Below are 12,378 nucleotides of genomic sequence, written 5' to 3'. Positions count from 1 at the left end.
TCAAATTCCGTTATAATAGTATAGAGGTGAGTACATCATGCCGGAGTTGCCGGAAGTAGAAACGATTAAAAGAACCTTAAATCAATTAATTAAAGGTAAAAAGATAGATTATGTAACTGTAAATTTGGCGCGGATTATTCAGCGCCCTGATGATATAAAGCAATTCGAAATCATGCTTGCAGGACATACCATTGTTGAAGTGGATCGACGTGGGAAATTTCTACGGATCGTCATGGATGGTCTAGTACTGGTCTCCCATCTACGGATGGAAGGGCGGTATGGACTCTTTAAGAGTTCAGACCCTGTAGATAAACATACACATGTTATTTTTCATTTTAATGATGGAACTGAATTACGATATAAGGACGTACGTCAATTCGGAACGATGCATTTGTTCAATCCAGGGGAGGAATTCCAACTTCCACCCTTGTCTAAGCTTGGACTTGAGCCATTAGATGAATCATTCACTTTAGAGCAATTTAAAGGTGTCTTAGTAGGTAAGAAGACGAAGATTAAGTCCGTGCTGTTGAATCAAGCATATGTGGTTGGGATTGGGAATATCTATGTGGATGAAGCCTTATTCAAGGCGGGAATTCACCCGGAACAAAGCGTAAATTCATTGAGTGATTCTCAGTTTGAACGTTTACATGCTTCTGTGGTAAGTACATTATTGGAATCGGTGAAAGCAGGCGGATCATCCATTAAGTCTTATGTAAATGGCCAAGGAGAGATGGGAATGTTCCAGCATCAACTTCAAGTGTATGGACGACAGTCTCAGCCTTGTGAGAAGTGTGGTTCTATGATTGAGAGGACGGTCGTTGGAGGCCGAGGAACGCATTATTGCCCTAGGTGCCAATTGAACAAGTGAATATGTAGATGAATGTGCACCCCCTCGTTTGTTCCTCCATATAATAACGGAGAGAATATTAACTGGATGCGGATCATTACCGGGTAAAGTTGAATGTTCCGGGAAATCCGCTTGAGACAGGGAGGGGACCGGGTGCTCAGTCAAATGGTTTCATTGATGTTGTTAGCCTTCGCGCTGAGTTTGGACAGTTTTGGAGTCGGTATTACATATGGTCTGAGGAAAATGAAAATACCACTCCTTTCGATTGTTATTATTTCGATGCTTTCTGGAGTGATCATTTACTTGTCGATGCAAGTAGGCGTTCTTCTCAGTCATGTAGTATCAGAGACGGTAGCGTCTGTAGTAGGTGCTACTATTTTAATTGTGATGGGATCATGGTCATTAGTGCAATTATTGTTGCAGAAGGAAAAGAGCGTAGTTGCTGATGTACCGAAACAGAACAGTGTAGTGGCAGAGTATGATCAAGCCGAGGAAGTTTTAGAACGGCCTGTATTCTCACTTGAAATTCGTAAGTTTGGACTTGTGATTCAAATATTACGGACACCTTCATCAGCAGATGTAGATAAGTCAGGAAGTATTTCAGGTTTTGAAGCGATGTGGCTTGGTATTGCGCTATCTCTTGATGCGTTCGGTGCAGGGCTTGGGGCAGCACTTCTAGGATTCTCACCACTATGGACGGCTGTTGTTATTGCAGTATTCAGTGGAAGCTTCTTAGTCATGGGAATGAAGGCAGGATTCCGATTTGCTACTAAGTCATGGACACGTCATGTTACGGCATTGCCGGCGTTAATGTTAATTATTATGGGAATAATGAAGCTGTTATGAGGTGAAATCATGCATATCGGGTTAACGGGAGGTATAGCCACAGGTAAGAGTACCGTGTCCTCCCTTCTGGTCAAGAAAGGAGCTATGCTTGTCGATGCGGATGCGATTGCTCGGGAAGTTATGCTCCCGGGCCATCCCGTATTGGTGGCGGTAGCTGAACACTTTGGACAAGCTCTAATACAAAGTGATGGTACGCTTGATCGGAAGAAGCTTGGTAGTATCGTATTTAATGATCCAGAAGCGCTCAAGGCTCTAAATGCCATAAGTCATCCAGCGATTCGTCAAGAAATAAGAACAAGTATGGAGACATTAGAAGAGAAGTATCCTGATCGGCTTGTTGTTGTAGATATTCCGCTGCTGTATGAGTCAGCACTTGAGTCCATGTTTCATGAAGTCTTGGTTGTCTATACGTCACGAGTACTTCAGAAGGAGCGCCTTATGGAGCGAGATCAATTGGACTCGGGACAAGCTGAATTACGTCTTCAGGCTCAAATGGATATTGAAGATAAGAGAAGTAGGGCGGATTGGGTCATTGATAATAGCCACAGTTTAACGGATACAGCGCGACAAGTGGATGAATTCTGGATTCAAAAGGGTCTCTTATGAAGATGTTACGTAAAAAAAGAGTGTTGTTACTTCTATTTTTGTCTTTTGTGGTCCTACTTTTTTTTAATACCAATTGGATGTCCTGGTTCTATCCGATTCATTATAAAGAAGAGATTAATGAACAAGCTGAAATATATGAAGTCGATCCCTTCTTAATTGCAGCTATCATCCGAGCAGAGTCTAACTTTAAGCCAGGTAAAGTGTCGAAGAAGGGCGCGCTTGGAATTATGCAGCTTATGCCAGATACGGCGACGTGGGCAATGGAGATGGTCAAGCTTCCTGAAGTTTCTTTGGATCGTATCAAGTATGAAGTAAAACCTAATATTCAGCTTGGTACTTGGTACATTGCATTCTTAACTAAGCAATTTGACGGTAATAGAACATTAGCCATTGCAGCTTATAATGCAGGTCAAGGAAATGTACGAAGTTGGATGGACAAGGGTCTGTGGGATGGACAACAAGAAACGGTTAAAGAAATTCCTATTGGTGAGACTAGGCATTATGTGCAGCGTGTATTATATTATTATGAGCAATATACAGATATCTACGACGAATTCTAGACGAATATGAAAAAAAAGCGTTGGTGCGGCTTCACAGCCTGTCCCAACACTTTCATTTCTAAATTATTTTAATTATTTAAATTGACCAGCTAGTTGTTGTTCACCAATGGTTACCAAGCGTTTAGTGATATAACCTCCGATGGAACCATTCTCGTAAGAAGTCATATTACCTTGATATCCGTCTTGAGGAATGCTTATTCCTAGTTCTTGAGCGATTTCGTACTTCAATTGTTCTAGTGCGGCTGTAGCTTTTGTTACAACTAAGTTGTTGGAGTTGTTTGTGCTCATTATCGTTCACCTCCTCGCTGTTGGTAAAAGTATTATGTGTCATAAATACAATCTTCATAACATGTAAGAGATACTTAATTTATGGAAATAAAGTCATTTTTTTGGTAAGTCTAATTGAAAAGGAAGTGAAACGTTAATGAAATGCCCATTTTGTGACTATGCGGGTACCAAAGTACTTGACTCACGTCCTGCGAATGAGAACAAATCAATTCGTCGCAGACGAGAATGTGAACAATGTAGCCGTAGATTCACTACGTTCGAGAAAGTGGAAGAAACACCACTGATCGTTATTAAGAAGAATGGTAACCGAGAGGAATTTAGTCGTGACAAAATACTGCGCGGTTTAATCCGTGCATGCGAGAAGCGCCCAGTCTCTGCTGAGCAGCTTGATATGATTGTGTCTGAAGTAGAGAAAGCGCTTCGCAATACCGCTGTAGCCGAAGTAGATAGCCAGCAAATAGGTAAGCTAGTGATGCAAGAACTGCATCCTGTTGATGAGGTGGCTTACGTACGTTTCGCCTCCGTATACAGACAGTTCAAGGACATTAATATGTTCATGAAGGAACTGAAAGGCCTTCTGTCCAAAAGCACATTGGAGGAATAAAAAATTCATTGACACAGCAATGAATTTCTGGTAAATTAATGAGTGTTGTTAAATCAATGGATCCATAGCTCACTGGGAGTTGGTGGTTGGTTACACTACCCCCAAAGAAATTGAATACCAGCATAAAGATTTATCACGGGGAATTAGCTCAGCTGGGAGAGCGCTTCGCTGGCAGCGAAGAGGTCAGGGGTTCGATCCCCCTATTTTCCACCAACACCTTAAATCCAAACGGCAGAAATGCCGTTTTTTATTTTTGTCACTACACTCAAGACATGTAAAGGCAGTTTATCGCCTTATCATAGTGAAATAGATGATATGATGTTAGGGTGATTGTATCCACGTGGTTTTCAGGATAATCAACACGTTAGTTTGAAACAATATATAAAATTAGGAGTGGTAATTTGAGAAGACAAAAACCAATGACACTAGAAGAACTGATGATCGATTTACAAGGTCAGAAAACGAATCAAGAAGATCCGAATCATATTTCTTTAGAGAATTTGTTTAATGAAGCGTTCATGAGTAAGCATTCCAGTTACAAGAGTTTTGATGAGTTTTTAATCAAAGGGAATTTTCAAGTAAAGACAGAAGAAGATATCAATAACATACCTGATGAACTTTTTGATCGGCATGTTAATAGGGAAACGGAATTTGCTAATTGGAAATCCATGTTGGAAACAGCAAATATGGAATTTAAACGTATATAATGAACATATCCATACTGGATACGACGACAAAGATATAAAAATAACTGTCATTTTTTATAGCTGTAACGGCTATTAATTGTGGCGGTTTTTTTTTGAGTTTTGAGCTGCTGCTGAATTGGCTTAATCAACCAGTAAAAACTGGCTATCCTCATAATACGACGGAACACGATAGTTGAATTAACACACAATATTGATCAGGCGGTGGAGGAGAGAACAAATATCGCTTAGGGAACGCAGTCTCCTTACGGTATCCGCGCTAGTAGCTGGGGAACTACAGGACTACAGGACAGTTTCCTTATCATCTCCGTCTGGCCCAAGAGAACGGTCTGACCAAAGAAGTACTGATTAAAGTGATAACTTATCTTGCGTTTTATGTAGCTGGCCGCGCGCCGCATCCGCGTTACAGGTTGCCAAGGATGTATTTGAGGGAACATGGAAACGAAGGGGCAGGGGGCAGTGAAACTAAGCGCTGCGGGAGAGCGCCTGCATGGGCATGCGAGAGGTTAGGGGGGCCCCCCAAGGCTCCAGAAAGAAAAAAGCCGCTAAACACAAAGATTTCAGAGTGTTTAGCGGTTCTTAGGTATGCAAATTTCTAAGCTTTTTACTCTCGTGGTCAAACCTCTGGTAACAGTGGAAATTTTTTTGCATACTCGGTGGCTTCTCGGTTGCTTGTGGACAATACGAGTTTATTTAACTATTTTATTTGTGAGTTATTTTCCCTTGGTTAAAAATAACAATAAAAGAAAACAGAACCTTATATTAAAAAATTGTTAAGAAAAACCGATAAAGGAATAGAATCAGAATATAGGTCTTAAGGAGTGGTCATGCATAATTTCAGTATCAGGAGTACGGCCAACTGCTGATTACTACCCAAACAGCGTTTGGAGCTGTTAAAGTGCGTTATCAACTCGTTGCTAGATTCACATAAGTACGGCTAAAATCCAGACACTCCAAATCGGATTTATCGATCAAAAATTCCACATAACCAGCGTCCCACCAGCACATGCCCACTTCGTCAAGGGAGGAAATAGACAGCAGTACATGCCAGTTTGCCGTACGGGTCTTATGCCTTCCCTTATTCCTGTTATACTCTTCCAGTTGCGGTATCGCTTGAGTCAACAGACGTTGTGCGTACTCTAAGCTGCCTCTTTCCTCGGCTTCGCGAGCTTCCAGTCGTATTTGATCCGCTGTCTTATGGTGGCTGAACAGGATATCCTGCATCCCGTTGCGGCACAAGTAGGCATCCAATGGTGTATCTCCGGCCCAGCTCTGGTGCTGGCCCCAGAAGGTATCGCCACCATTCTCTAGCGCATCATAGGCATCGGGGAAATCCTCCATTAAAGTATCCATAGCTTCTTCGGGGAGAGTCCAGTCCGGTTCAAACGATATTTTATGGGAGACGAACCCGCGGTTCTCCTCGGAAATTTCCTCCCGTCCATCCGGCGGAGCGGTCTTCTTCAGAACAGTTAAATCGGCATCGTAATAATAAATCCGGTGTTCGATATCATACGCAGGTTCATCCAGCCCAAGGAAAAAATATAAGATTCCACGCAGTGGTAGACCCGCATAAGGCGTAATAGGAAGCTCGTCCAAATTAATCTGGGCAATGAACGTCCAATATTCCCCGTCGGAGTCCAGCGGCCATTCGAACGAAGGCGGCAGATCCGGGCAGCCGGCAACCCGGCTGTTGCCGGTGCAGACATAATCTTCCTCTCCTGCAAGTGTAAATCTGAGCAAAGGCTCCGCCTGACTATTCACCAGTTTCGCGACTCGCTCATCAAGTTCTTGTGTCTGGATGAATCTCTCTAAATCTTTCTGCAATCCTTGTGGCAGCATCAGTCAACTTCCCCCTTAGAAATTTTGGGATTCTATAAAGATTGAATAAACGGTGTTAGCCCTGCGTCAGCTTGGTTGGTTCCAATAAAGCAGCCCCGGAGTTGAAGCCCATTTGGATTGATTGTATATGGACTCCACCAGTGATGAAAGCCTCTAATTCACATTTTCCGGTGTCTGAAAGGCTGGTTTTCTGGAAATCGAGTAAAGGCAGCAGAAAAACGCAGCAATCATCAATATTCCGCCCACCCAGGCATTACTCTCAATGGAATCAGCTTTTGTAATTACTACTCCCCCTAATGCAGAGCCCAGTGCAATTCCGATTTGCAGAGCGGAGAAGTTAAAACTTTGTTGAATATCCGACGATTCAGGCGCGTTTTGAATTAAATAGCTTTGCTGTGCCGGTGATAATGCCCAACTCAGGGCTCCCCAGAGTATAAGCACGAATGTAAATAAATACAGGTTTAATGTAGAGAACGGCAAAATAAACATGACAAGGACAAACACAGCGATAATAATCAAAACACTCTTTGTTGCGCCCACAGTATCTGCCAGAAAGCCTCCAATCAAGCCTCCGCTTACTGCAGAGAGACCGAACACAAAATATGCTACGCTGATCCAGTTGGCATCCAGATTTAATAAGTTTTCTAAAAATGGCGTAAAGTAAGCGTAGAGCGTATAATGTCCGGCTAAAGCCAAAGTTGTAACGAGATGCGCACTGATGATTTTTGCATTTTTGAGAGACTGCAATTGGGATCTCAATGGCACAAGCTGCTCCGTAGGAATTTTATGCAAATATAGATGAATCGTAGCCATTGCAACGAGAGTTAACAGGCCAATGATTAAAAATAAAGCACGCCATCCCAGAACATCCTGAGCTAGAACACCTAGTGGTACACCTAACACAATAGAAGAGCTGACGCCCATAGAGATAATCCCGATGACCCTGGCTTGAAAGGCTTTAGGCACAATCTTGACAGCTATGGTCAGTGATAGGGTCACAATTAAAGATCCACTGGCGGCTGTAATGATTCGGGAGATAAAGAGCACCAGGTAGTTCGGACTCCAGAAAGCTAAGAAGCTGCCGAGAGTGAAAATAAGCATGGACCATAAATACAAACGTTTTCTCTCTATCTTTCCGGTAAGTGCCAACAAAGTAGGCCCGGAAATAGCATAGATTAAAGCATAGATCGTAATAAGCTGTCCGGCGGTGCTTAGCGAGACATTGAGATCTTGAGCAATGCTCGGTAAGACACCTCCAATTATCAGTTCTATCAGACCTACAGTAAATGTGGCCATAGTGAGTAGAAAAATTTTAAGATTCATTGATATTTCTCCTTTGGGCGGTTATCAAGTCTACGAAAAAAAATCCTGATTACAAAAAAATGTGAGTTCACATTTTTCTTGTAATCAGGATTTTTACGGCATCCGGTAGAGACTCTCAAACCATATTATTGAGATTATACAAGTTCAAGTATATACAATCAAATTAAAAAGATCAATACGGGTACAATCTTTTACATCGTTCTAAATAAGAAGTCCTCGTCATATAGTTATTTGGGAACTACGGTTCAAGTATACTGCCGTAGCATCCTGACTTCTAAAAACGAAGGAGATAACTGATGAGAAAAAAGCTTACTGTTGGACTATTGATGCTAGTGTTAATGTTTAGCTTGGCTTCTTCCGCTTTCGCTGATCCTCCTTACAGGCAGATAATTACTGGTTATCATAGTGGTAGCTCACATGTTTACCTCAGTGGCGACTTTCTCGTCGCTGATGTTGAAGGTCCGTCGTCCGCCACTGAATCCGTCATTGCATTACTATATTACTATAATACGTCAACAGGAAATTGGGATGGGATCTCTTATAATGAATTCTCTATCACCCCGAATCAAACCACATCCAAGTATATTCGTCTAGCAACCATGCATCCAGCAACCTCACATCCATCAGGAACGTACAAAGTCGAAATTATAGGAACGCCTTTCAAGAGATGGACAATCAATGCGAATATCGTTTCTGGGTGGTAATAGACTACCTTAGGAAAAGCCGAGAGATCGGCTTTTTAATCCTTATTTTCAGTAACTGTAAAACCGAGGCTGCCGAGGGGTAGCCTCTATTTGTATTTGGAAAACCTAAGCGGATTTATGAAACTCTAATCACAGATTAACGAAGCTTACTAGAAGAAGTCTTTTAGCGCTAGTTTCAGACGCCGTACTCATCCGCTTCGGTCCTTGCACAAGGGCGATCCCACTTGGCCCCATCATAAACGAAATATAACCACACACTTCTTTACGTTTGCATCATATAGCTGCCTGACTTTATCTGCTAATGAGGTGTTTAGACGAAGCAATTGCTCGTTAGAATGGTTATCAATTATAATGAACTTAAATCCAGAATCGTTGTTCATGGAATGGTTTGGAACGGGGGAGTGGTACGATGAAATTAAATGATGAAATGAAATTAAATGATCACATATTGTTGTGGAATCATGTTTTTATAAAAGTTATTGATATCCGGCATACAGTGATGGAGCAGGGGGAGGAGTTGCGGTCCTATCGACTGCCTGTCAGTGCATTCCTCTATACAGTGCGTGGAAGTGCGCCGATAGGGTTGGATCGCAACGTCCATATGGCAAAGCGGTTTCATATTTTTCATGGCGGGAAGGGCATGAACCTGAATATTTTGGCCGAGGATGAGTTGGAATATTATATGATTTTGTACAAGCCGACACTACCCTTGCCCTGTCGTCAGGAGATTGTACAACGGATGAAGGAGGACAATCCATTTCAATATCAATATGCCTTTGCTCCAAGCTATCCGTTATCTCTATTTGACAACATCGAACGATTGGACAAAGAATGGCATCAGTCTACTGTATTAGGGAAATTGCAAGTTAAAGCGACATTTTATCAGTTCGTTTATGAGTTGCTATGGCAGTTGCACCAACAGAAAATTGAACCGATAAGGCCTGATCTGGTTACATTGGCGGTCCGTTATATCCACGAGCATTTCAATAAGCCACTTACGCTAGATTCGATTGCGGAAGCACTGGATTGCAGCGCGGGACATCTGTCCAGACTGTTCAAGAGAAAAATGCAGAATAGTCCGATTCATTACTTGGGTCAGGTACGGTCGGACAGAACGACGCAGTTACTGATGCGGACAGATGCAACTTTACAAGAAATTGCTGAACGTGTTGGATTTCCGGATGCCCATTCGTTAAGCCGCAGTTTCAAGAAATACAAAGGATTATCTCCTGCACACTTTAGAGAGAAGCAGAGCCCAGATCGGGAATTGCCCATATCTATGCAAGGATTTGCCGTTCTGCATAATAATCTTTGTCTCTATACTGATAATGAAAATCATTTTCAACAGACAGGGAGAGAGTTATTGATGCAAAGAAGAACTAAGATAGCGGTAATGACTTTGGTGATGTGCCTTTCATTATTAGTGGGTGCTTGCTCAAGTCCGGCAAATACAAACGTAGGTTCACAAGCTCCAATTAATAATTCGGCAGGAACAAATTCCGAACAACTTAAAGAAGGCCAGCAAGCAGAGGTACCAGCAAAAACAAGAATTGTATCTACTTTGAAGGGGGATGTAGAGATACCGGCTGATCCTAAACGGGTAGCATCAGATCAATATATGGGTCATCTTTTGAAACTAGGAATTATTCCTGTAGGGGTCAGAAGCTTTATGCTGGGTGAGGCTTGGATCAATCAAGTGGGTATTTCAAAAGACATTTTGGCTGGAATAGAGGATCTCGGCGCATTTCCTATGAATTTGGAGAAATTGACTTATTTGGAACCGGATTTGATCATAGGTTCGATAGAAGAAAATATTGAGTCTTACCAAAAAATAGGAACAACGGTGTTCCTGCCTTATTGGGAAGGTCTATCTACAGCGGGGCCGCTGGAGAAGTTCCGCAGAATCAGTGAAATCTTCGGAAAGCAGCAGGAAGCGGAACAATGGATAACTGAATATGAAGAGAAAGCCGCAGAGGCCAGAAAGAAAATTGCTGGTATTGTTAAAGAAGGAGAGACAGTCTCCATCGTGCAAGTCGCGAATAAATCATTGTATGTGTTGGCGGCGGAGGGAGGCAATTATGGCAGCTCGACCATTTATCAAATGCTGCAGTTGCCGCCTACGGAAAAAGCTCTGAATATGAAAGAAGGATTTGAGAACATTACTCTTGAGGTTTTGCCTGAATATATGGGTGATCATATATTTGTATATGGTGCACGCGATGAAGGAGCAAATCAAGTTATAGACAGTGACCTGTGGAAGAAGATTCCGGCTGTTCAAAAAGGTCAGGTATATATGTACGGTTCATTCGACGATAAAGGCGATGAATTTGTAATGGAGGATCCTTACTCGTTGGAGCTTCAACTTGATGCTATTGTAATGTTTTATTAGCTAAGCAAAAGTAAAAGTTTGTTAGTGAGATATTGAATGATCTTCTATTCAATATTCATATGGGTGTAACCAACAACCCCGGAGTGCGCATCGCTGGCAGTGATGATTTCAGGTGTTTGATCCCTCTGGCTCTATCAAACATAAAAACAGGATATTATCCCCTTTAAGGAGACACTCAAAATCCCGCATGTTATCACGGGGAAAAGAGTAAACTTGGAGGGGATATTTTTATGGCCCCAATAGGGTGAGTATTTCAACAATCTTCGGATAAATTCAAAGTTCCAAACCAATCTGTATTGAGCAATTTGTTACATACAAATGAAATGCAATAATGCCATACTTGAAGCGTTAGGGTCATGGGAAATATATACATATACTAACAAGAGTAAGGGGGCAGGCAATACATGCGTGAAAAAGAGAATATATCAGCTTTACAATACTTTTTGTTAGGTTTGCTTGTGTTTTTAATATTGGGAATGGATATGTTTGTCATGGTCATGGATCAGTGGTTATGGGGAGATCTGTTCAATATGGACGACTTTTTTAGCAGCCCATGGTACGTACTTGTTGTACATTGGAGTATTGTAATTTTATTATGGGCTGTTGGAGCCGTTCTTTTTTTTGTGTGGTTAAAGAAGAAAAAGGTGTTAAAGAACGTTATATCTCTGCGATGGAGCTCTAAAGGAATTCCTTTGTTGATGAGCGTGGCTGTTATAATGAGCTTTTTGTTCGCAGTGGTTGAGTCCTTGCTGTTGGAAGGGAACTTGCTACAAATATACGATGAATACCAAAAATTCACACGTGCTCATGGCTCTATGGGCTTATTAGTTTCTTTAACTCAAAATGTATATTACATAGTAGAATCCATTCTAGTTGTGCTATTAGTTGCTTTGATGCAGTGTGCTGGAGAAATGTGGTTTAAAAAGCCTAATCTTCCTTACGGAGGTATAGGCTTGATGGTGACTTGGGGGCTTAGTCATCTGACACATGGTCTGGCTAGTGGATTGTATATCACTGCTTTTGCTTTGGTGTTTGGCTGGCTGTTTGTAAAGGCAGGCAAGCAGTGGTGGCCATGTCTGTTGTTTATTTGGCTCATGTTTATTTTTTAATGTTCAAGAAGGTCTTTTGCATTTTTTTTGAAGGCTACATCGATATCAGGAAGCAAGATTGGGCTAAATAGACTAGAGTCTACGGATATTTGAGAACGGTAAACCACAGTTGTATTGGATTTTCAAAAATAAGGGGCTTCAGGTAGGTCTGTTACTTGTGTTTGCTGATCAGATGAAGGATGTAGTGACTTATGTAGATCTGAGTAAGAATAATCAAAGTACCAGATATGGAGAGTTCGTATTAATCAGGGAATATGTACGACAGTTCGTTACAGATCCAAGTGCAAGCCAGGAAAGCATCGATCAAGCAGTGTTTATGTTGATATACGGAATTGAGGAATTAGGTCAGAAGTATGTAGCAGGTGGGACACCTGTATCTTTCAAACCTGCAGATCATGGCGTGAACACTCAAGGACTTAAGGAAGCCCTAGCGTTTGCCAATCAGATCACAGATGCAGCGCCTGTCTTGTTCCAAGTGGATTAATCCCCGAGCTACTCAAAAAAACGGCAGAGATGCAGAATGGACCAATAGCCTGATGTACACTGTCACTTACAACGG

General features: G+C 41.9%; 13 protein-coding genes, 1 tRNA gene and 1 riboswitch. Of the genes, 11 read left to right on the top strand and 3 right to left on the bottom strand.

What is annotated here, in order from left to right; all coding sequences use genetic code 11:
- The first annotated feature begins 37 nt into the window (after nucleotides 1-37).
- From mutM to UB51_RS15095, 4 genes are all read left to right on the top strand, one after another.
- Nucleotides 38-868 carry a DNA-formamidopyrimidine glycosylase gene (mutM, locus tag UB51_RS15110; RefSeq protein WP_044878005.1) on the top strand — a complete coding sequence of 277 codons (831 nt, stop codon included), beginning with the start codon at nucleotides 38-40 and terminating at the stop codon, nucleotides 866-868.
- 132 nt (nucleotides 869-1,000) lie between these two features.
- Nucleotides 1,001-1,693, top strand: a complete 693-nt coding sequence (gene ytaF, locus UB51_RS15105; RefSeq protein ID WP_044878004.1) for a sporulation membrane protein YtaF — start codon at nucleotides 1,001-1,003, stop codon at nucleotides 1,691-1,693.
- Between the two features lie 9 nt (nucleotides 1,694-1,702).
- Nucleotides 1,703-2,299, top strand: a complete 597-nt coding sequence (gene coaE, locus UB51_RS15100; protein WP_044878003.1) for a dephospho-CoA kinase — start codon at nucleotides 1,703-1,705, stop codon at nucleotides 2,297-2,299.
- Nucleotides 2,296-2,859, top strand: coding sequence for a lytic transglycosylase domain-containing protein (locus tag UB51_RS15095; RefSeq protein ID WP_044878002.1), 564 nt, complete (start codon nucleotides 2,296-2,298; stop codon nucleotides 2,857-2,859). The genes coaE and UB51_RS15095 overlap by 4 nt, the downstream gene beginning before the upstream one ends.
- Nucleotides 2,860-2,931: 72 nt before the next feature.
- Here UB51_RS15095 and UB51_RS15090 read toward each other — a convergent pair whose 3' ends face one another.
- Entirely contained in the window at nucleotides 2,932-3,147 is a 216-nt protein-coding gene (locus UB51_RS15090) for an alpha/beta-type small acid-soluble spore protein (RefSeq protein ID WP_044878001.1), read from the bottom strand.
- Nucleotides 3,148-3,283: 136 nt separating this feature from the next.
- On the opposite strand from UB51_RS15090, the gene nrdR reads away from it, so the two are divergent.
- The 3 genes from nrdR to UB51_RS15075 all read left to right on the top strand — a co-directional run bounded on the left by nrdR (nucleotide 3,284) and on the right by UB51_RS15075 (nucleotide 4,458).
- On the top strand, nucleotides 3,284-3,751 hold the full coding sequence (gene nrdR / locus UB51_RS15085) for a transcriptional regulator NrdR (RefSeq protein ID WP_044878000.1): 468 nt from the start codon (nucleotides 3,284-3,286) through the stop codon (nucleotides 3,749-3,751).
- Between the two features lie 137 nt (nucleotides 3,752-3,888).
- Nucleotides 3,889-3,964 (top strand) — tRNA-Ala (locus UB51_RS15080).
- A 206-nt stretch (nucleotides 3,965-4,170) separates the two neighbouring features.
- Nucleotides 4,171-4,458: a hypothetical protein gene (locus UB51_RS15075; protein WP_044877999.1), complete on the top strand. Its 288-nt coding sequence runs from the start codon at nucleotides 4,171-4,173 to the stop codon at nucleotides 4,456-4,458.
- A 903-nt stretch (nucleotides 4,459-5,361) separates the two neighbouring features.
- Here the strand turns inward: UB51_RS15075 and UB51_RS15070 are convergent.
- Entirely contained in the window at nucleotides 5,362-6,294 is a 933-nt protein-coding gene (locus UB51_RS15070) for a DUF1963 domain-containing protein (RefSeq protein WP_044877998.1), read from the bottom strand.
- A 153-nt stretch (nucleotides 6,295-6,447) separates the two neighbouring features.
- The gene (locus UB51_RS15065; RefSeq protein WP_044877997.1) at nucleotides 6,448-7,617 is read right to left on the bottom strand and encodes an MFS transporter; all 1,170 of its coding nucleotides are present in this window, start codon (nucleotides 7,615-7,617) and stop codon (nucleotides 6,448-6,450) included.
- 61 nt (nucleotides 7,618-7,678) lie between these two features.
- A riboswitch (purine riboswitch) is annotated at nucleotides 7,679-7,779 on the bottom strand.
- A 134-nt stretch (nucleotides 7,780-7,913) separates the two neighbouring features.
- Between UB51_RS15065 and UB51_RS15060 the strand changes: the two genes are divergently transcribed.
- The 4 genes from UB51_RS15060 to UB51_RS15045 all read left to right on the top strand — a co-directional run bounded on the left by UB51_RS15060 (nucleotide 7,914) and on the right by UB51_RS15045 (nucleotide 12,303).
- Entirely contained in the window at nucleotides 7,914-8,321 is a 408-nt protein-coding gene (locus UB51_RS15060) for a hypothetical protein (protein WP_044877996.1), read from the top strand.
- A gap of 409 nt (nucleotides 8,322-8,730) precedes the next feature.
- Nucleotides 8,731-10,710, top strand: coding sequence for an AraC family transcriptional regulator (locus UB51_RS15055; RefSeq protein WP_234405448.1), 1,980 nt, complete (start codon nucleotides 8,731-8,733; stop codon nucleotides 10,708-10,710).
- A 404-nt stretch (nucleotides 10,711-11,114) separates the two neighbouring features.
- The gene (locus UB51_RS15050; RefSeq protein WP_044877995.1) at nucleotides 11,115-11,819 is read left to right on the top strand and encodes a hypothetical protein; all 705 of its coding nucleotides are present in this window, start codon (nucleotides 11,115-11,117) and stop codon (nucleotides 11,817-11,819) included.
- Nucleotides 11,820-11,928: 109 nt separating this feature from the next.
- Nucleotides 11,929-12,303, top strand: coding sequence for a hypothetical protein (locus tag UB51_RS15045; RefSeq protein ID WP_044877994.1), 375 nt, complete (start codon nucleotides 11,929-11,931; stop codon nucleotides 12,301-12,303).
- Nucleotides 12,304-12,378 lie beyond the last annotated feature (75 nt).

This window comes from Paenibacillus sp. IHBB 10380, assembly GCF_000949425.1.
GTDB lineage: Bacteria > Bacillota > Bacilli > Paenibacillales > Paenibacillaceae > Paenibacillus_AQ.
Note: the sequence above shows the minus strand (reverse complement) of the source record. Positions and strands in the feature narration are given on the sequence as shown.

Coding starts and splice junctions, on each gene's coding strand:
- mutM (WP_044878005.1), top strand. CDS start 38: ATGCCGGAGTTGCCGGAAGTAGAAACGATTAAAAGAACCTTAAATCAA.
- coaE (WP_044878003.1), top strand. CDS start 1,703: ATGCATATCGGGTTAACGGGAGGTATAGCCACAGGTAAGAGTACCGTG.
- UB51_RS15095 (WP_044878002.1), top strand. CDS start 2,296: ATGAAGATGTTACGTAAAAAAAGAGTGTTGTTACTTCTATTTTTGTCT.
- UB51_RS15090 (WP_044878001.1), bottom strand. CDS start 3,147: ATGAGCACAAACAACTCCAACAACTTAGTTGTAACAAAAGCTACAGCC.
- nrdR (WP_044878000.1), top strand. CDS start 3,284: ATGAAATGCCCATTTTGTGACTATGCGGGTACCAAAGTACTTGACTCA.
- UB51_RS15075 (WP_044877999.1), top strand. CDS start 4,171: ATGACACTAGAAGAACTGATGATCGATTTACAAGGTCAGAAAACGAAT.
- UB51_RS15070 (WP_044877998.1), bottom strand. CDS start 6,294: ATGCTGCCACAAGGATTGCAGAAAGATTTAGAGAGATTCATCCAGACA.
- UB51_RS15065 (WP_044877997.1), bottom strand. CDS start 7,617: ATGAATCTTAAAATTTTTCTACTCACTATGGCCACATTTACTGTAGGT.
- UB51_RS15060 (WP_044877996.1), top strand. CDS start 7,914: ATGAGAAAAAAGCTTACTGTTGGACTATTGATGCTAGTGTTAATGTTT.
- UB51_RS15055 (WP_234405448.1), top strand. CDS start 8,731: ATGAAATTAAATGATGAAATGAAATTAAATGATCACATATTGTTGTGG.
- UB51_RS15050 (WP_044877995.1), top strand. CDS start 11,115: ATGCGTGAAAAAGAGAATATATCAGCTTTACAATACTTTTTGTTAGGT.